This window comes from Cellulomonas sp. C5510 (assembly GCF_019797765.1).
Taxonomy (GTDB): Bacteria; Actinomycetota; Actinomycetes; order Actinomycetales; family Cellulomonadaceae; genus Cellulomonas.
The window spans coordinates 3,150,581-3,168,281 of record NZ_CP081862.1 but is presented as its reverse complement, the minus strand read 5'-3'; the positions used below and the strand labels follow the sequence as shown (position 1 = coordinate 3,168,281).

Here is a 17,701-nt window from a genome sequence, read left to right as displayed (position 1 = left end):
CCTACTCCCGCTGCCAGGAGCTCCAGAGCGAGGCGTAGTCCCCGCCGGCGGCGACGAGCTCGTCGTGCGGCCCGATCTCGCTGATCCGGCCCGCGTCGACCACGGCCACCCGGTCGGCGTCGTGCGCGGTGTGCAGCCGGTGGGCGATCGCGACGACGGTGCGTCCCTCGAGCACCGCGGACAGCGACCGCTCCAGGTGCCGGGCGGCCCGCGGGTCGAGCAGCGAGGTCGCCTCGTCCAGCACGAGCGTGTGCGGGTCGAGCAGGACCAGGCGCGCGAGGGCGACCTGCTGCGCCTGCGCCGGGGTCAGCGCGACACCCCCGGACCCGACCTCGGTGGCCAGCCCGTCGGGCAGCGCCCCGGCCCACTCCCAGGCGTCGACCGCACGCAGCGCCCGCTCGAGCGCGGCGTCGTCGGCGTCCGGGGCGGCCAGCCGCAGGTTGTCGGCGAGCGGCCCGACGAACACGTGGTGCTCCTGCGTCACGAGCGCGACGTGCCCACGCAGCTCGTCGAGCGGCAGGTCCACGAGCGGGACCTCGCCGACCGTGACCGTGCCGCCCGTGGGCGGGTGGATGCCGGCGAGCATCCGCCCCAGCGTCGACTTGCCGGCGCCGGAGGGACCGACGACGGCGAGCCGCTCGCCGGTGCGCAGCTCCAGGTCCACCCCGTGCAGCACGTCCTGGCCCGGCCGGTACGCGTACCGGACGCCGTGGGCCTGCACCGTCTCGTCGGCCGGCCGCGCGTCGCGGGCGGTCCGGTCGGGGGCGACGTCGGCGACGCCGATGATGCGGGCCAGCGACGTCGCACCGACCTGGATCTCGTCGAGCCAGAAGATCAGCTCGCCGATGGGGTGGATGATCTGCGTCGCGTAGAGCGCGATCGTCGTCACCGCCCCGACCGTGGTCGCGCCCGTCGAGACGAGGTAGGCCCCCCAGGCGAGCACCGCGACCACCGGCAGGACGAACGCGGTGTCCACGCCCGGGAACAGCACGGTGCGCAGCCGGAGGGTGCGGGTCTCCGCCGCGAACGCCTCCCGGAGGTCGGCGTCGAGCCGCGCGCGCCGTCGGGCACCGAGGCCGAGCGCGTCGACCGTGCGCGCTCCCTCGACCGACTCGGTGATCGTGCCGTTGATCGTGGCGTACGCCGCGGACTCGCGCAGGTACGCCGGTGCGGCCCGGCGCAGGTACCACCGGGTCGTGCCGAGCAGCAGCGGCAGCCCGGCGAGCAGCCCGAGGGCGACCAGCGCGTCCGTCACGACCGCGGCCACCGCTGTGAGCGCGATCGTCGCGACGGTGACCAGGATGCGCGGCACGCCGAAGCGCACCGTGTACTGGACGCGGTCGATGTCGGTGGTCGTCCGGGCGACCAGGTCCCCGGTGCCCGCCCGCTCGACCGTGGACAGCGGCAGGCGCGTGACCGTGGCGACGAACTCCTCGCGCAGCTCGGCGAACACCGTCTCGCCCAGCACCATCGCGGCGCGCTGCGCGTACCGGATCAGCACCGTCTGGGCGAGCACGGCGCCGGCGAGCACCGCGACCGTACGGTCCACCGCGGCGGTCGTGGTCCCGGTGGCCACCGCGTCGACCAGCCGGCCGAGCAGCCACGGCCCGGCGAGACCGGCGGTCGCGGCGAGCACGTGCAGCACGACCACCACGGCGAGGCCGCGGCGGTGCCGGCGCAGCAGCGCCGCGGTGTGGCGGCGCAGGGCCGCCGGCTCAGCGACGGGCAGCTTCACGGCGGTCCTCCGTCCGGTCGGTGGTGCCGGGGTCGTCCTGCCCCGGGTCCTCGGTACGGGACACCACCGCCCGGTAGGCGGCTCCTGCGGCGTCCCGTGCGGCGACGAGCGCGCGGTGCGTCCCGGTGGCCACGACCCGGCCCCCGTCGACGAGCGCCACCTCGTCCGCGACGTCGAGCACGAGCGGGCTCGCGGTGACCACCACGGTGGTGGCTCCCTGCCGCGCGTCGGCGAGCCGGCGGGCGATGCGGGCCTCGGTGTGGGCGTCGACCGCGCTCGTCGGCTCCACGAGCACCAGCACCTCGGCGCCGGTGAGCAGGGCGCGGGCGAGGGCGACGCGCTGCCGCTGGCCGCCGGACAGCGACCGGCCCTTCTCCTCGACCTCGCCGTCCAGGCCGCCGGGCACGGAGTCCAGCACGTCCTGCGCGTCGGCCGTGGTCAGGGCGGCGAGCAGCTCGTCGCGGCCGGCGCCGCCGCGCACGTCGAGCTCGTCGGCGAGGCGCCCCGTGAACAGGTGCGGCGTCGACTCGGCGACGACGACGCGACCGCGCACCTCGGCGAGCCGGAGCTCGTGCAGCAGCGTGCGGCCCCAGCGCACCCGGGAGAGCGGCACGTCGCCGGCCCCCGCGGTGCGGCCGCCGTCGGCCGTCCCGGCGCCGTCGGGGCCCGGGACATGCTCGCGGGCGGACGGCCCCAGCCGCCCGAGCCGCAGGGCGATCCGCGCGGTCTCGTCCGGGTCCGCGCCGACCAGCGCGGTCATCCGCCCGGGACGGACCACCACGCCGCTGGCCTCGTCCACGAGCGGCTCGCCCGGGGCCGGGGGAGCCGCGGGTGCCACCGGGTCGTCGGAGCCGGCGACCGGCACCGCGAGCACGCGGATGATCCTGCGCGCCCCGACCACGGCCCGGGTCACGACGCGGATCGCCTCGCTCGCGGTCCACAGCGGCTGGGTGAGGAACGCGGCGAACCCGTAGAACGACACGAGCTGGCCCGCGGTGATGTCGCCGGCCAGCGCGAGACGCGCCCCCGCCCACACGACGACCGCGAGGAACATCCCCGGCAGCAGGGTCTGCAGCGCGTCGAGCAGCGACTGCGTCTGCGAGACCCGCACGCCGGCCTCGCGCACGACCTGCGACTGGCGGCGGTAGCGCTCGGCGAAGACGTCCTCGCCGCCGATGCCCCGCAGGATCCGCAGACCCGACACCGTGTCGGCACCCAGCGTGGTGAGCCGGCCGGTCGCCTCGCGCTGCGCGGCCTGCCGCCGCTGCAGCGCGGGCACCAGCAGCGACAGCACGCCGACGACGACCGGCAGCCCGAGCAGCACCAGCAGGCCCAGCGGCACCGACGTCCGCAGCAGCAGCGCGGTCAGCGTCAGGTAGGCCGCGACGCCCCCGACCAGCCGGGGGAGGATCGCGTAGACCTCGCCGAGCCGCAGGGCGTCCGTGGCGACGGTCGCCACGACCTCTCCCGTCGGCAGCTCGGCGGTCACCGCGTCGCCCGTACGCGTCACGTGGTGGCCGACCTGCTGCGACGCCGCGAACGCCGCGCGCAGCCAGTTCTCGACCTCGAGCCGGTGGCCCCAGACGTTCGCGCCGACCTGGACCATCCCGAGCGCGGCGAACCCGGCGCAGCCCAGCCAGAGCTCGCGGCCGAGGCCGGCGTCGAGCCCGTGGTCGACCACGCGCCCGAGCTGCCAGGGCAGCAGCGCGGCGGCCACGTTCCCCACGACCGAGACCGCGGTGGCGCCCGCGAGCACGCCGGCCTGCCGCCGCGCCTGCCGGAGCAGGAGCCGGCGGGGGCCCGTCAGCGGGGGGTGGCCGGGATCCGGCAGGGGAAGAGGTCGCACGACGGATCACGCTACGGGTGAGCCCTGACACACCGGCAAGCGAATTGGGCGGTCGCGCGCGACGGCTGCGCAGCCGCTGGGGGACAATCGCCCGGAGCACCCTGCCGGCCGCCGAGAGGACCCCCATGACCGAGCCCGCCCCCGCCGGACGGCCCGCGCCGGCGCCCGCCCTCGCGAGCGCCCCCGGCCGCCTCGCCCGCTACCGCGCGATGGCGTGGGTCACGGGCACGATGCTGCTGGTGCTCTGCCTCGAGATGGTGCTCAAGTACGTGGTGCACGCGGGCGGGGTCGACCCGGCGACCGGGGACCCCGAGCCCGTGCTGGGGACCTGGGTGGCGATCGCGCACGGCTGGATCTACGTCGTCTACCTGGCGACCGTCGTGCAGCTGTGGTCGGCCATGCGCTGGTCGCTCGGCCGGCTGGCGACGATGGCGCTCGCGGGCGTGGTGCCGGTCATGTCGTTCGTGCTGGAGCGGAGGGTGCACGCCGACGCCGTCGCGCGGATCGAGGGTCGTCCGGCGTCCGCCCCCGCCCGCTGACCGGACGTCCGCCGAGCAGCCGCGCGCGCAGCCGTCCCGCGGGACGCTCCACCAGCCACCAGCTCGCGGTGGCGGCGACGAGCGTCAACGCGATCGTGGCGAGCGCCCCCAGCAGGTCCTGCGGGTGGTGCAGCCACCGCACGATCGCCGCGTTCCACAGGTAGGCGGCGTAGGAGACCGTGCCGAGCGCGACCGCCGGGCGCAGCAGCCCGCTGGGCAGCACGGGCCAGCGCCCGGCGTACGACACGAGCACGACGGTCGCCGCCGCGACGGCCGGCACGCCCAGCAGGTACCACCAGGGGTGCGCGCCGGTCGGCCCGGACAGCGAGGCCGCGAGCAGCAGCGTGACCAGCACGACGAGGAGCCGGCGACGGGGACCGCGCTCGGGGGGCAGCAGCTGCAGCAGCGTGTCCTGCCCGAGCCGGCCCGCGCAGCCGACGAGCAGCGCAGCCGCCCAGGACGTGGGCAGGGCGTAGATGCGCGCGATGTCGGGGGCGACCAGCAGCATCGTCACCGTGCACGCCGCGAGGGTGCCCAGGACGCCGATCCCGACGGCCACCCGGAGCAGGCCGCGCCGCCACCCCCAGGCCAGGACGAGAGGCCACAGCAGGTAGAACTGCTCCTCGGTCGCCAGGGTCCAGAAGTGGTAGAGCGACTCGCTCCCGTGGGGGAGCAGCGGCAGGTTCATCGTGTAGGTCACGGCGGCCAGCAGCGACTCCGGGACCAGGTGGCGGTCGCCGAGGTGGTCCAGGGCGCCCTCGACCACGACGAACCCGGCGAGCATGAACAGCATCGGCGGGTACAGGCGCAGGGCCCGCGCGGCGGCGAAGCGCCCGTAGCGCACGCGGCCGTGCTGCTCGACGTCGCGGAGCAGCAGGCCGGTGATGAGCCAGCCGGAGAGGGCGAAGAAGATCGTCACGCCGACCACGCCGGCGGCGCCGAACGTCGCGGGCCAGGCGTGGTTGAGCAGGACCAGCGACACGGCGAGGCCGCGGAGCGCGTCGAGGCCGGGCAGGCGGCGGGGCGTCGCGTCGGCATCTCTCACGTAACGGAAGATATGTCCGAATTGCGCGTTTTGGGAAGTCCGCAGGCCGGGGACTCCCCCGACCGGCGGTGCGGGCCCGCCCCCGGGGTGTCGACGCTCACGTCACAGGAGGGTGGGAGCCGTGCCCGCACCCGGCCCCTCCGTCCGCGCAGGTCAGCGCGGCGCCCGGCGCGACTATGCTGTGCCGCGCCGAGCCGGAAGGAGGTGTCGCCCGTGTCCCTGCACCTGATGCAGATCGGCGAGGTCGCGGAGCGCACCGGCCTGTCCCTGCGCACCATCCGCTACTACGGCGAGGTCGGCCTGGTCCGGCCCTCGGCCCGCACGCACGGCGGCTTCCGCCTGTACACCGAGCCCGACATCGCACGGCTGGAGCTGATCAAGCGCATGAAGCCGCTCGACTTCTCCCTCGACGAGATGGGCGACCTGCTGGGCGTCCTCGACCGCATCAACGCCCCCGGCGTCAGCCAGGAGGACCACGACGAGCTGCTGGAGCGCCTCGCGATGTACCGGCTGGCCGCGGAGGAGCGCTCGCGGGCGCTGCGCGAGCAGCTCGCCGTCGCCGAGGACTTCCACGAGAGCCTCCGCCAGGAGATCTCCCGGCAGCGCCGCATCGGGGACCGCTCCGGCTCCTGAGCGCGCGGCCGTGGCCCTCCCGCGGAGCACTACCCTGGTCCGGTGACCGACGCCTCTCCCGTGCCCGTGCCACCGCCCCCCGGCTCCTCGCCCGCCGACCAGCACCGCCCGGTGCTCGTGGTCGACTTCGGGGCCCAGTACGCCCAGCTCATCGCGCGCCGCGTCCGCGAGGCCAGCGTGTACTCCGAGATCGTGCCGCACACCGCCTCCGTGCAGGACATGCTGGCCAAGGACCCGTCGGCGATCATCCTGTCCGGCGGGCCGTCCTCGGTGTACGCCGAGGGGGCGCCGTTCGTCGACCCGGCGCTGTTCGAGGCGGGCGTGCCGGTGCTGGGCATCTGCTACGGGTTCCAGGCCATGGCCAAGGCCCTCGGCGGCGAGGTCGCGCAGACCGGCAACCGCGAGTACGGCGGCACGCCGGTGGACGTCGTCAGCACGGGCACCGTCCTCGCGGACAGCCCCGAGCAGCAGACCGTCTGGATGAGCCACGGAGACGCCGTCCACGCCGCCCCCGAGGGGTTCGAGGTCCTGGCGACCTCCGCCGGCTCGCCGGTCGCGGCGTTCGAGGACCGCGCGCGCCGCCTGTTCGGCGTGCAGTGGCACCCGGAGGTCAAGCACTCGCCGCTCGGTCAGCGGACGCTCGAGCACTTCCTGTACGAGGGCGCCGGGCTGACCCCCGACTGGAACCCGGGCAACGTCATCGCCGACCAGGTCGAGCGGATCCGCGCCCAGGTCGGGACGGCCCGGGTGATCTGCGGGCTGTCCGGCGGCGTGGACTCCTCCGTCGCCGCGGCGCTGGTGCAGCGGGCCGTCGGCGACCAGCTCACGTGCGTGTTCGTCGACCACGGCCTGCTGCGCACCGGCGAGGCCGAGCAGGTCGAGCAGGACTTCGTCGCCTCCACCGGCGTGAACCTCAAGGTCGTCGACGCCCGCGAGCGGTTCCTCGCCGCGCTGGCCGGCCACACCGACCCGGAGACGAAGCGCAAGATCATCGGCCGCGAGTTCATCCGCGTGTTCGAGGACGCGGCGCGCGAGGTCGTCGAGGAGGCGGGCGCCCACGGCGAGGAGGTGCGGTTCCTCGTGCAGGGCACGCTGTACCCCGACGTCGTCGAGTCCGGCGGCGGCGAGGGCGCGGCGAACATCAAGAGCCACCACAACGTCGGCGGGCTGCCGGACGACCTGCAGTTCGAGCTGGTCGAGCCGCTGCGCGCCCTGTTCAAGGACGAGGTGCGGGCGGTCGGCCTGGAGCTCGGCGTCCCGGAGTCCATCGTGTGGCGGCAGCCGTTCCCCGGCCCGGGGCTCGGCATCCGCATCATCGGGGAGGTCACGGCCGAGCGCCTCGACGTGCTGCGCGCCGCCGACCTCATCGCCCGCGAGGAGCTGACCCGCGCCGGCCTGGACCGCGAGATCTGGCAGTGCCCCGTCGTGCTGCTCGCCGACGTGCGCTCGGTGGGCGTGCAGGGCGACGGCCGGACGTACGGGCACCCGGTGGTGCTGCGCCCGGTGTCCTCCGAGGACGCGATGACCGCCGACTGGACGCGGCTGCCCTACGACGTGCTCGCGACCATCTCGACCCGGATCACCAACGAGGTGCCCGAGGTCAACCGCGTGGTGCTCGACGTGACGAGCAAGCCGCCGGGCACCATCGAGTGGGAGTGACGCGCCGCTGAGGCGTGGTGGACGGCGGCCCGGGACCCCGAGGGGGTGCCGGGCCGCTGCGTCGCCCGGCGCGTCGCCTCAGGCCGGGCCGTGCACCACGTCGAGCGCCGCGCGCAGGGCGCCGAGCCGGACCTGACCGGGGGCGGACGCCGCCCCGACGGTGCCGAACGTCGCCGCGGAGCCGAACACGCCGCCGCCGACGCGGGACACCACGCCGAGCGGGCCCATGGCCATCGTGACGAGCGGGCGGTCGGTGCGCCGGCTCGCGTCCAGGGTCGCCGCGAGCAGCGTGAGCACGTCGTCCGGGTCGTGCGGGGTCACGGCGACCTTGAGGACGTCGGCACCCAGGTCGGCCATCGCGAGCAGCCGGCCGACGAGCGCGTCGCGGGACGGCGTGCCGGCGAAGTCGTGGCTGGACCCCACGACGGGGACGCCCGCGGCGTGCGCGGCGTCGAGCAGTCGTCGCACCGTGGCGGGGTCACGGGCCACCTCGACGTCCAGGAGGTCCGCCGCCCCGGTCGCCAGCACGGCGAGGAGGGGCGCGGCGTACGCGTCGCCCTCGACGTCGGCGTGCCCGCCCTCCGCGGTGGTCCGGACGGTGACGAGCAGGGGGAGGTCGCCGACGGCGTCGCGGACGACGAGGGCGGCCCGGGCGACGGCCGTGGGGTCCGCGACCCCGGCCGCGAGGTGGTCGGCGCGCCACTCGACGACGTCCGGGCGCGCTGCGGCGGCCGCGGCGGCCTCGGCCCGGAGCGTGTCCGGCTCCGTGGCGGTGACCGGGACGACGACGGCGGGCCTCGGCCCTCCGAGCGTCGTGCCGCGGACGGTCACCGGGCGCCGGGCGGGCAGGGCGGGTCGCTCCGCCGGCCCGTCGGCTCCGGCGCTGGGGCCGCCGCTCGGGGCTGCTCCGGGGGTCGTCGTCATGGGTCCTCCTGGTCCGCGCCGAGGCTAGCCGACGGGCCCGCCTCCCGGAGACCGGGACCTCTGTCCTAGGCCGGGCGGGCCACTCCGCGTGGGACGAAAGACCCGATCGGCGAGAATCCGGTGTTTGTGCGTGGCGTCACGAAGCCTCTCCGGGCGGCGCGCATGACCAACGTCCCACTCTCCGACCGCCGCGTGGGAGACGCTCTTCCCGTGGGGCTCACAGGTTCCACCGGGCCGGCAAGGGGTCGGTCCGCAACGGGGGTATCTGAAGGGATCACCACATGTCTACCGTGGCAGCGACGGGCGGCTCGAAGGCTGCGCGCGTCATCGGCATCATCTCGGCGGTCGCCGGTCTCGTCCTCATCATCGCCGGCGGTGTCACCTGGGGCTCGGTCTCCAGCCACCTCGCCGACGAGAACATCACCGTCTCCGAGGACGCGGCGAACTTCGGCGGGCAGCCGGTCACGACGCCGTGGACCGCGTTCGCCCAGGCGGACATCATCAACCACCACGCCCTCGACGCGACCGGCGGCAAGACCTACGCCGAGCTCGACCGCGAGGACCCGCTGCGCGACACCGCGATGAACGCGTCGTTCCTCCGGGCCTCGCTCTTCACCTCGGTCGTGGCGTTCGGCGTCGCGGCGCTGGTCATGGGCCTCGGCGTGATGTTCATCCTCGTCGGCTACGCGCTGTGGGCCATCGCCGGCCGCTCGGTCGCGACCGTCGCCGACACGCGCGGCACCACCCCGGCGGACGCGGGCCTCAAGGCCTGAACCACCCGCACGGCACGACGGAGGCCGGGACCCGATCGGGTCCCGGCCTCCGTCGTCGTACGAGGGGGTGGCGCGCCGGTCAGCGGCCGGCCCGCCCGTCGCGGCTGCGGCGGCGGGCGGTGGTGAGCACCGAGCCGACCAGCAGGGCGAGCCCCGCCCCGGCGAGCAGCACGATGAGCGCGAGCTGCACGTCGATCCGCGCGCCCGCGGCGGCGGCGAGGATGCCGATGCCGACCACCGTGACGATCAGACCCCACACGACGGTGGCGGACCGCGGGCCGCGGTCCTCGGGTGCGACCGGCGGCTGAGCGGGCGCGGGTGCACCGGCGGGCGCGGCGGTGCGGGCGGGCGCCGGTGCCCCGGGGGTCGGGCCGGTGCCGTACCCGGGTGCGGCGGCCGGGTACGGCCGGGGGGCGGGGCCGGGGGCGGGCTGCGCCGGCGCCGGGCCGGTCCCGCCCGCGGTGTCGGTCGTCGACCGCATCTCGCGCGTGGCGTCGACCGGCGCGATCTGCTCCGTCTCCGCCACGGGCTGGGCCGCGGCGAGCTTCACGGTCCCGTCGGCGGGCTCGACGTGGGCGATCTGCTCCGTCGGCCCGTCGGCCGCGGGGCGGTCGATCCGCTCGGTCACCGGCTCGGCCGCGTCGTCGGGCCGGGGGGTGCCGGGTCCGGTGCTGGTCATCAGTCCTCCTCGATGGTGATGCTGCCGACGCCGAGCTCGATGGTCAGCGCGATCTCCGCGTCGCGGCCGTCGGCCATGGCCTCGCTGCTGAAGCGCCGGTCGTTGCCGACGCCGTCGGCCCGCTGCCGGTTGCCGTCGACGCGCCAGTCGACCTCGCCGACCCCGGACGTGACCTCGGCGGTCACGGCGGTGCCCTCCGGGACGACGACGGTGATGTCGCCGAGACCGCCGCTGACGGGCACGACGAGCGTCTCGTCCGTCAGGGGGACGTCGGTGAGGTCCACGTGGGCGTCGCCGATGCCGAACGAGAAGCCCCGCTCGGCGGCCTCGCGGCTCGTCACCGCGACGTCGACGTCACGGAAGGCGTCGCGGTCCACCCGCCACTCGCCGCGCCCGTCGACCACGACCGCCGGCCCGGCGATCAGCATGCCGATGATCGCGAGGGCGGTCAGCCCCCCGGCGGTGCGGCCGCGCAGGCCGGACACGATGATCGCGACGCCGACGAGGACCACGCCGCCGCCGATGACGACGGGGCCGATCGGGCCGGTGTACCAGCCCGCGCGGTCGGCGGCGAGCAGGCCGGCGAGCCCGAGCAGGATGACCGCCACGACGACGCCCGTGAGGGCCGCGCCCGGCCCGCGACGCGGGGGCCGCGGCGGGGCGGGCGGCACCGGAGGCACCGGCGGGACCGGGGGAGCGGGGGGCGGCGGGTTCCAGCCGCGCGCCGGGGCGGGCGCGGCGGCCCACGTCGGCGGTGCGGACCACGTCGGGGCCGACGCGGGTGCCGGGCCGCGGCCGCCGGGGGCCGGTGGGACCGGTGCGCCCGCCGCCGGGGGTCCGGCGGGGGTGCCGGCCGGGCTGGTGCTGGTCATGGGGGTGTGTCCTTCCTGGGACGGGGGCTGCCACGCCGGCGGCCCCGGGTGGCGGTCCTTGCGCTGGCGGACGGCGCTGGCGACGATCACGATCCCGACGACCACCGCCGCCGCCCAGGCGAAGGCGCCGAGCCAGCCGGTCCCCCAGGGGCCCCAGCCGAACCACCGGTCGCCCCACGACAGTCCGATCACCACCAGGGCGATCGCGCCGAGCAGCGCGACGTCGAAGCTGCCGCGGATGGTCTCCTCGAGGTGGATGCGGCCGTCACCCTGCTCCGGCAGCAGCGCCCACGCGATGCCGTACAGCACGAAGCCGAAGCCCATGAGCAGGGTCACCCCCACGAGGCCGCGGACGAGCAGGGGGTCGAGGCCGAACCGTGCCGCGAGGCCGCCGGCGACGCCGCCGACCCAGCGGTCCTGGGAACGGACCAGGCCGGTCCGGCGGATCGCCGCGAAGAACCCGTTCGGGCCGGGTGCGGGCGGTGCCGGGGGAGGCACGGGGCCGGGCCCGCGGCCGGCGCTGTCGTTCGTCATGCCTCGATCCTGGCCGGGAGGCCACCACCGGGACATCGGGAACCCCCCTGAGCCACCCCTGAAAGACGTGCCGGGGCCCCTGATCCTGGGCCCTGAGGACCCCGCGCCGGGGTCGGGACGTGTGACGATCTCTGCATGGAGCCCCGTCCCCGCCTGCCGCTGCGCCGCCCGGACCGCGGCCGCGTCGTCGGCGGCGTCGCGGCCGGCCTCGCGCTGCACCTCGACCTGCCCGTGCGGCTCGTGCGGCTGCTGTTCGTGCTGCTGACGCCCGTCGGCGGCGTCGGCGTGCTGCTGTACGTCTTCTGGTGGGTGACCGTCCCCGTGGGCGACCCCCTGGCGGTGGCCGGTGCCGAGCGGCCGGCGAGCCTGCAGCGGCTGGCCCGCCCCCAGCAGGACGACCCCGTCGAGCGGCTGCGCCGGCTCCCCTGGACGGAGATCGCGGTCGGTGTCGCGCTGCTCGCGGGCGCCGCGGCCATGCTCCTGACCCGCACGGGCACCAGGAGCGTCAGCACGTGGGTCGTCCCGGTGCTGCTGCTGGTCGCCGGCGCGGCCCTCGCCTGGAGCCAGCTCGACGCGGTGCAGCGGGAGCGGCGGTCGGGCTCGCGGCGCCCGGTCAGCGGGCTCCGGCTCGCCGGCGGACTCGTGATCGCGGGCGTGGGCGTGCTGCTGCTCGTCGGGCAGGACGCGCCGCCCGGAGCGCTCGTGCAGTCGACCGTCGCGGCGGTGGCGGTGCTCGGCGGCGTCGCGCTGGTCCTCGCGCCCTGGTGGCTGCGCCTGGTGCGGGAGCTCGGGGACGAGCGGGCCGCCCGGGCGAGGGAGTCGGAGCGGGCGGACATCGCCGCGCACCTGCACGACTCCGTGCTCCAGACGCTCGCGCTGATCCGGTCCCGGGCCGACGACCCCACCGAGGTCGCGCGGATGGCCCGCGCCCAGGAGCGCGAGCTGCGGGCGTGGTTGTACGACGACCGACCGGCACCCGGGACGTCGGTCGCGGGGGCGCTCGCGGCGATCGTCGCCGAGATCGAGGACACCCGCACCGGGCCCGACGGCGAGGCGGTGACGATCGAGACCGTCGTGGTGGGGGACACCGAGCCCGACGCGAACACCGACGCCCTGCTGCAGGCCACCCGCGAGGCGCTGCTGAACGCCGTGCGCCACGGCCGCCCGCCCGTCTCGCTGTACCTGGAGGCCGGGCCCGAGGAGGTCGAGGTGTTCGTGCGGGACCGCGGCGACGGGTTCGACCCGGACGCCGTGCCGCCGGACCGCTTCGGCGTCCGGGAGTCCATCCTCGGGCGGGTGCGGCGTCGCGGCGGTCGGGCGTCGGTGGTGTGCAAGGACGGCGGTGGCACGGAGGTGCGGCTGCGGGTGCCGGTGCTGCGCGCCGCCCCGGAGGGGACGGGGCCGGGGACGGTCCCCGACGCCACGGCGCCGGACCGGGCCGCGGACGGCGACGACGAGAGGACGATGCAGGCATGAACGACGCTCCGGTCGACGTGGTGCTGGTCGACGACCACCTGATGTTCCGCGCGGGCGTGCGCGCCTCGCTGGACGGGCGCGTGCGCGTCGTCGGCGAGGCCGCGACGGTCGACGAGGCGGTCCAGGTAGTGCACGCGACGCGCCCGCCGGTGGTGCTCCTCGACGTGCACCTGCCGGGCGGCGACGGCGGCGGCGGGGCCGAGGTGATCCGGGCCTGCACGGACCTGCTCGGGGGCACGCGGTTCCTCGCCCTGTCGGTCTCGGACGCCGCGGAGGACGTCGTGGCGGTCATCCGCGCGGGTGCCCGCGGCTACGTGACGAAGGCGATCTCGGGGCCGGACCTGTGCGACGCGGTGCTGCGCGTGGCGGGTGGCGACGCGGTCTTCTCCCCGCGGCTGGCCGGCTTCGTGCTGGACGCGTTCGGCGCCGCGGCCGGCGATGTCGCGACCGGCGACGACGAGCTGGACCGGCTGTCCGCACGCGAGCGGGAGGTCATGCGGCTCATCGCGCGCGGGTACTCGTACCGGGAGGTCGCCGGCGAGCTGTTCATCTCGATCAAGACGGTCGAGACCCACGTGTCCGCGGTGCTGCGCAAGCTCCAGCTGTCCTCCCGCCACGAGCTCACCCGCTGGGCGGCCGCACGCCGGCTGCTGTGACGAGGCCCGCACCGTCCGTCGTCGCGCCCTGCGGGGCCCGGGTGCGCGCGCGTGCGATGCTCGGGGCTTACCGACGTCACCGAGGACAGGGGACCGCGAACCATGGACACCGTGTACGGCCTGCTGGTCGTGCTGCACCTCGTCGGCTGGGCGATCGTGCTGGGAGGGTGCCTCGTCACGCTCCGCCAGCCGGCCTTCCCGAAGGGGGCGCTGCACGGCGCGCTGACCGCGCTGGTCACCGGCATCGTCATGACCGGCCTGCGGGCCGCCGAGGTCGGCGACCTGGAGCCGCCGGACAACGCGAAGATCGCGGTCAAGCTCGTGGTCGCGCTGGTCGTGACGGGCCTGGTCTGGTTCGGGACCCGGCGTCCCGACCGTGTCTCGCGCGGGCTCGTCGGCGCGACCCTCGGGCTGACGCTGCTGAACGTGCTCGTCGCCGTCCTGTGGCGGTGACGCCCGCGCGGGTCCGCGCGGGGCGCGGGTGAGCGCGCTCGGCGAGGTCCTCGTCGGCCTCGCGATCGTCGTCGGGCTGGTCGGCGTCGTGGTGCAGGTGCTGCCCGGGGCGCTGCTGGTGCTCGGCGCGGTCGCGGTGTGGGCCGTGGTCACGGGCGGCACGACCGCCTGGGTGGTGCTCGCCGTGGCGACCGTCGCGACGGTCGTCGCCGGGGTCGTCAAGTACCTCCTGGCCGGGCGACACCTCGTGCGCACCGGCGTCCGGAACCGCGTGCTGGTGTGGGGCGGGGTGCTCGGCGTGGTCGGGTTCTTCGTGATCCCGGTCGTCGGGCTGCCCGTGGGCTTCGTCGGCGGCGTCTACCTGGCGGAGCGCGTCGTCGAGCAGCACCCCCACGACCAGGCCTGGCGCGCGACGCTGGCGGCGCTGCGCGCGACGGGGATCGCGATCCTCGTCGAGCTGGCCGGCGCGCTGGTCGCCACGGCGGCGTGGGTCGCGGGGCTGCTCGCGACGTGACGCGGGGCACCGCCGCGGGCGGTGGCCGGGCGGTCCCGGGTGTCGGTGGGGGCGCCTAGGCTGGGTCCCGCCATGACGTCGCTCTTCGAGAACCTGCCCCTGCCCGGCCTCGCCGACCTCGGACGGCTGCCCGCCGCCGTGCCGCCCCGCGCCGACGCCCGGGACGGTGACGCCCGGGACGGCGCCGACGACCGCGGCGGGCGCGGGCGCGCCCCGTCGGTCGACGCCGACGCCCTGCTGGTCGGGCTCAACCCGCAGCAGCGCGCCGCGGTGCTGCACCACGGCGGCCCGCTGCTCATCGTCGCGGGAGCCGGTTCCGGCAAGACCCGGGTGCTGACGCACCGCATCGCGCACCTGCTGGCCACCCGGCAGGCGCGCGCGGGGGAGATCCTCGCCATCACCTTCACCAACAAGGCCGCCGCGGAGATGCGCGAGCGGGTCGCCGCCCTGGTCGGGCCGTCGGCGCGCGCGATGTGGGTGTCGACGTTCCACTCGGCCTGCGTGCGCATCCTGCGCCGCGAGGCCCAGACGCTCGGGCTGCGCTCGTCGTTCTCGATCTACGACGCCGCCGACTCCCAGCGGCTGCTCACCCTGGTGGCGCGTGAGCTCGACCTGGACCCGAAGCGCTACCCGCCCAAGGCCCTGGGCGCGAAGATCTCGAACCTCAAGGACGAGCTGGTCGACCCCGAGTCGTTCGCCTCGACGTCGGGCGGGTCGTCGGGGAACGACGTCGACCAGGTGCTCGCGCAGGTCTACACCCGCTACCAGCAGCGGCTGCGGCAGGCGAACGCCCTCGACTTCGACGACCTCATCATGACGACCGTCAACCTGCTGCAGGCGTTCCCGGCCGTGGCGGAGCACTACCGCCGCCGGTTCCGGCACGTGCTGGTGGACGAGTACCAGGACACGAACCACGCGCAGTACGTGCTGGTGCGCGAGCTCGCCGGCGCGGGGACGGACGGCGACGACCTGCCTCGCGGCGAGCTGACGGTGGTCGGCGACGCCGACCAGTCCATCTACGCGTTCCGCGGCGCGAGCATCCGCAACATCATGGAGTTCGAGGCCGACTACCCGGACGCCACGACGATCCTGCTGGAGCAGAACTACCGCTCGACGCAGACCATCCTGTCCGCCGCGAACTCGGTCATCAGCAAGAACCCGGGCCGCAAGCCGAAGCGGCTGTGGACGGACTCCGGGTCGGGCCCGAAGATCGTCGCCTACGTCGCGGACAACGAGCACGAGGAGGCGCGGTTCGTCGCGGAGGAGATCGACCGCCTGGGCGACTCCGACGGCGTGCGCCCCGGCGACGTGGCGGTCTTCTACCGCGCCAACGCGCAGTCCCGGGCGCTGGAGGAGGTGCTGATCCGCGTCGGCCTGCCCTACAAGGTCGTCGGCGGCACGCGGTTCTACGAGCGGCGCGAGATCAAGGACGCCGTCGCGTACCTGCGGGCCGTGGCGAACCCGGACGACGACGTGAACCTGCGCCGGATCCTCAACGTGCCGAAGCGCGGGCTGGGCGACCGGTCGGAGGCGATGGTCGCCGGCTTCGCGGAGCGCGAGCGCATCTCGTTCGGGGCGGCGCTCGACCGCGTCGACGAGGTGCCGGGCCTGGGGACGCGGGCGATCACCGGCCTGCGCCAGTTCGCGGGCATGATGGCGGACCTGCGGGCGCTCGACGAGTCCGGTGCGGGGCCGTCCGAGGTGCTGGGCGCGGCGCTCGACCGTTCCGGCTACCTCGCCGAGCTGCGCGCCAGCGAGGACCCGCAGGACCAGACCCGCGTCGAGAACCTCGCGGAGCTGCACGCCGTGGCGAGCGAGTTCGAGCAGGCGGAGCCGGAGGGGAACCTCGCGGACTTCCTGGAGCGCGTCTCGCTGGTCGCGGACTCCGACCAGATCCCGTCCGACGACGGCGGCGACGAGGCGAAGCCCGACCAGGGCGTCGTCACGCTCATGACGCTGCACACCGCGAAGGGCCTGGAGTTCCCGGTCGTGTTCCTCACCGGCATGGAGGACGGGACGTTCCCGCACATGCGGTCGCTGGCGGACACCGACCAGCTCGCCGAGGAGCGCCGGCTCGCCTACGTGGGCCTGACCCGGGCGCGGCAGCGGCTGTACATCTCCCGTGCCGCGGTACGGACCGCGTGGGGCGTGCCGAACGAGTTCCCGCCGAGCCGGTTCCTCGACGACCTCCCGGAGGAGCTGCTGGACTGGCGGCGCCGCGAGTCCTCGACCGACCGGCTGCGGGGGCCCGGCGGGTTCCTCGGCGGCCGGTCCGGGTACGCCGCGGGCGGTGGCTACGGCTCCCGCGAGCGCACCGGGTCGGGCAGCCAGACGAGCTGGAAGAAGAGCTCGGCGGCCTCGCGCTCCGGCGACCGGCCCGCGCCGGGGGCGGGCGGCGCCACGTTCGGCTCCGCGACGCCGCGCAAGGACGCCGACATCCCGACCCTCGCCGTCGGGGACCGCGTGACGCACGACGCGTACGGCCTGGGGACCGTCGTCTCCATCGAGGGCGGCGGCCCGAACGCGGTGGCGAAGGTGGACTTCGGCACCGAGGGCACGAAGCGGCTGCTGCTGCGGTACTCGCCGGTCACGAAGCTCTGACGCAGGGGCGCGCACCGCGGGTGCGTCGTCGGTCACGGGCGTGCGGCGGCTCCGGCATGATCGGGGCATGCGCAGCCCCCTCTTCGACCAGGCCCACACCGAGGTCCAGTCCGCCGACCGCTTCGTCCTGCAGAGCGACAAGATGCTCAAGGTCACCCTCGGACCGGACGTGCTCGCCGCTAAGGGCGCGATGGTCGCCCACCAGGGCCAGGTGCAGTTCCACCACGAGTCGTCCGGGTCGCTCGCCCGGTTCGTGAAGCGCGCCGTCAGCTCCGACGACCAGGCGCTCATGCGGGTGTCCGGTCCCGGGGAGGTGTTCTTCGCGCGCGCCGCCGAGCACGTGTTCCTGCTGCAGCTCGAGGGCGACGCGATCAGCGTCGGCGGGGCGTCGCTGCTCGCGTTCGACGCCGCCCTGCAATGGGACATGCACCGCACCAAGGGCGCCGGGATGATGACCGCCGGCCTCTTCAACACGCTGATCCAGGGGCAGGGCACCGTCGCGCTCACCTCGCACGGGCAGCCGATGGTGCTCGACTGCTCGCAGCAGCCGACGTACGTGGACCCGAACGCGGCGGTGTGCTGGTCCGCGAACCTCACGCCCGGGGTCGTGTCGAGCATGAACATGACGTCGATGCTGCGCGGCGGCACCGGCGAGGCGTTCCAGTACGCGTTCCACGGCCCGGGCTTCGTGGTCGTGCAGCCGTCGGAGGGCTACCCGGTCCCGACGGCCTGAACCCGGCCCGCCCGGCCCGGGCGGGCCGA

16 protein-coding genes are annotated in these 17,701 nt (G+C 75.8%); 10 read left to right on the top strand and 6 right to left on the bottom strand.

The genetic code is table 11. The annotated features are described in order from the left end of the window. Window position 1: 1 nt before the first annotated feature. Both K5O09_RS14555 and K5O09_RS14550 read right to left on the bottom strand, forming a co-directional pair. Window positions 2-1,735, bottom strand: a complete 1,734-nt coding sequence (locus tag K5O09_RS14555) for an ABC transporter ATP-binding protein (RefSeq protein ID WP_222170196.1) — start codon at window positions 1,733-1,735, stop codon at window positions 2-4. Continuing rightward, window positions 1,716-3,581: an ABC transporter ATP-binding protein gene (locus tag K5O09_RS14550; RefSeq protein ID WP_222170195.1), complete on the bottom strand. Its 1,866-nt coding sequence runs from the start codon at window positions 3,579-3,581 to the stop codon at window positions 1,716-1,718. The genes K5O09_RS14555 and K5O09_RS14550 overlap by 20 nt, the downstream gene beginning before the upstream one ends. Before the next feature lie 125 nt (window positions 3,582-3,706). On the opposite strand from K5O09_RS14550, the gene K5O09_RS14545 reads away from it, so the two are divergent. Continuing rightward, window positions 3,707-4,120 (top strand): DUF3817 domain-containing protein, encoded by a 414-nt coding sequence (locus tag K5O09_RS14545; RefSeq protein ID WP_222170194.1) that lies wholly within the window; start codon window positions 3,707-3,709, stop codon window positions 4,118-4,120. Here K5O09_RS14545 and K5O09_RS14540 read toward each other — a convergent pair. Beyond that, window positions 4,035-5,165, bottom strand: a complete 1,131-nt coding sequence (locus tag K5O09_RS14540; protein WP_222170193.1) for an acyltransferase — start codon at window positions 5,163-5,165, stop codon at window positions 4,035-4,037. The two genes, K5O09_RS14545 and K5O09_RS14540, sit on opposite strands and share 86 nt — an antisense overlap. A 213-nt stretch (window positions 5,166-5,378) precedes the next feature. Between K5O09_RS14540 and K5O09_RS14535 the strand changes: the two genes are divergently transcribed. Both K5O09_RS14535 and guaA read left to right on the top strand, forming a co-directional pair. After that, window positions 5,379-5,798, top strand: coding sequence for a MerR family transcriptional regulator (locus K5O09_RS14535; protein WP_255595628.1), 420 nt, complete (start codon window positions 5,379-5,381; stop codon window positions 5,796-5,798). Between the two features lie 66 nt (window positions 5,799-5,864). Then, complete coding sequence (gene guaA / locus K5O09_RS14530; protein ID WP_222172818.1) at window positions 5,865-7,457, top strand: glutamine-hydrolyzing GMP synthase; 1,593 nt, start codon at window positions 5,865-5,867, stop codon at window positions 7,455-7,457. Window positions 7,458-7,535: 78 nt separating this feature from the next. On the opposite strand, the gene aroD is transcribed toward guaA, so the two are convergent. Continuing rightward, window positions 7,536-8,381 carry a type I 3-dehydroquinate dehydratase gene (gene aroD, locus K5O09_RS14525; protein ID WP_222170192.1) on the bottom strand — a complete coding sequence of 282 codons (846 nt, stop codon included), beginning with the start codon at window positions 8,379-8,381 and terminating at the stop codon, window positions 7,536-7,538. A gap of 281 nt (window positions 8,382-8,662) precedes the next feature. Here aroD and K5O09_RS14520 point away from each other — a divergent pair, with 281 nt between their 5' ends. Beyond that, complete coding sequence (locus tag K5O09_RS14520) at window positions 8,663-9,154, top strand: aromatic ring-opening dioxygenase LigA (protein ID WP_222170191.1); 492 nt, start codon at window positions 8,663-8,665, stop codon at window positions 9,152-9,154. A 79-nt stretch (window positions 9,155-9,233) separates the two neighbouring features. Here K5O09_RS14520 and K5O09_RS14515 read toward each other — a convergent pair whose 3' ends face one another. Beyond that, window positions 9,234-9,833, bottom strand: coding sequence for a hypothetical protein (locus K5O09_RS14515; protein WP_222170190.1), 600 nt, complete (start codon window positions 9,831-9,833; stop codon window positions 9,234-9,236). Then, on the bottom strand, window positions 9,833-11,239 hold the full coding sequence (locus K5O09_RS14510; RefSeq protein ID WP_222170189.1) for a PspC domain-containing protein: 1,407 nt from the start codon (window positions 11,237-11,239) through the stop codon (window positions 9,833-9,835). The genes K5O09_RS14515 and K5O09_RS14510 overlap by 1 nt, the downstream gene beginning before the upstream one ends. A 135-nt stretch (window positions 11,240-11,374) precedes the next feature. Here K5O09_RS14510 and K5O09_RS14505 point away from each other — a divergent pair, with 135 nt between their 5' ends. The 6 genes from K5O09_RS14505 to K5O09_RS14480 all read left to right on the top strand — a co-directional run bounded on the left by K5O09_RS14505 (window position 11,375) and on the right by K5O09_RS14480 (window position 17,672). Then, window positions 11,375-12,715, top strand: a complete 1,341-nt coding sequence (locus K5O09_RS14505) for an ATP-binding protein (RefSeq protein ID WP_222170188.1) — start codon at window positions 11,375-11,377, stop codon at window positions 12,713-12,715. After that, the gene (locus tag K5O09_RS14500) at window positions 12,712-13,371 is read left to right on the top strand and encodes a response regulator transcription factor (RefSeq protein ID WP_222170187.1); all 660 of its coding nucleotides are present in this window, start codon (window positions 12,712-12,714) and stop codon (window positions 13,369-13,371) included. Before K5O09_RS14505 ends, K5O09_RS14500 begins: the two co-directional genes overlap by 4 nt. A 102-nt stretch (window positions 13,372-13,473) precedes the next feature. Beyond that, window positions 13,474-13,824, top strand: a complete 351-nt coding sequence (locus K5O09_RS14495) for a hypothetical protein (RefSeq protein WP_222170186.1) — start codon at window positions 13,474-13,476, stop codon at window positions 13,822-13,824. A 28-nt stretch (window positions 13,825-13,852) separates the two neighbouring features. Further along, the gene (locus tag K5O09_RS14490) at window positions 13,853-14,338 is read left to right on the top strand and encodes a DUF456 domain-containing protein (RefSeq protein ID WP_222170185.1); all 486 of its coding nucleotides are present in this window, start codon (window positions 13,853-13,855) and stop codon (window positions 14,336-14,338) included. A gap of 72 nt (window positions 14,339-14,410) precedes the next feature. Continuing rightward, window positions 14,411-16,939, top strand: a complete 2,529-nt coding sequence (gene pcrA, locus K5O09_RS14485; RefSeq protein WP_222170184.1) for a DNA helicase PcrA — start codon at window positions 14,411-14,413, stop codon at window positions 16,937-16,939. A gap of 67 nt (window positions 16,940-17,006) precedes the next feature. Continuing rightward, entirely contained in the window at window positions 17,007-17,672 is a 666-nt protein-coding gene (locus tag K5O09_RS14480; protein WP_222170183.1) for an AIM24 family protein, read from the top strand. Window positions 17,673-17,701 lie beyond the last annotated feature (29 nt).

Excerpts from the sequence above, each read along its gene's own strand:
- K5O09_RS14545 (WP_222170194.1), top strand. The coding sequence starts at position 3,707 with ATGACCGAGCCCGCCCCCGCCGGACGGCCCGCGCCGGCGCCCGCCCTC.
- aroD (WP_222170192.1), bottom strand. The coding sequence starts at position 8,381 with ATGACGACGACCCCCGGAGCAGCCCCGAGCGGCGGCCCCAGCGCCGGA.
- K5O09_RS14520 (WP_222170191.1), top strand. The coding sequence starts at position 8,663 with ATGTCTACCGTGGCAGCGACGGGCGGCTCGAAGGCTGCGCGCGTCATC.
- K5O09_RS14515 (WP_222170190.1), bottom strand. The coding sequence starts at position 9,833 with ATGACCAGCACCGGACCCGGCACCCCCCGGCCCGACGACGCGGCCGAG.
- K5O09_RS14510 (WP_222170189.1), bottom strand. The coding sequence starts at position 11,239 with ATGACGAACGACAGCGCCGGCCGCGGGCCCGGCCCCGTGCCTCCCCCG.
- K5O09_RS14505 (WP_222170188.1), top strand. The coding sequence starts at position 11,375 with ATGGAGCCCCGTCCCCGCCTGCCGCTGCGCCGCCCGGACCGCGGCCGC.
- K5O09_RS14500 (WP_222170187.1), top strand. The coding sequence starts at position 12,712 with ATGAACGACGCTCCGGTCGACGTGGTGCTGGTCGACGACCACCTGATG.
- K5O09_RS14495 (WP_222170186.1), top strand. The coding sequence starts at position 13,474 with ATGGACACCGTGTACGGCCTGCTGGTCGTGCTGCACCTCGTCGGCTGG.
- pcrA (WP_222170184.1), top strand. The coding sequence starts at position 14,411 with ATGACGTCGCTCTTCGAGAACCTGCCCCTGCCCGGCCTCGCCGACCTC.
- K5O09_RS14480 (WP_222170183.1), top strand. The coding sequence starts at position 17,007 with ATGCGCAGCCCCCTCTTCGACCAGGCCCACACCGAGGTCCAGTCCGCC.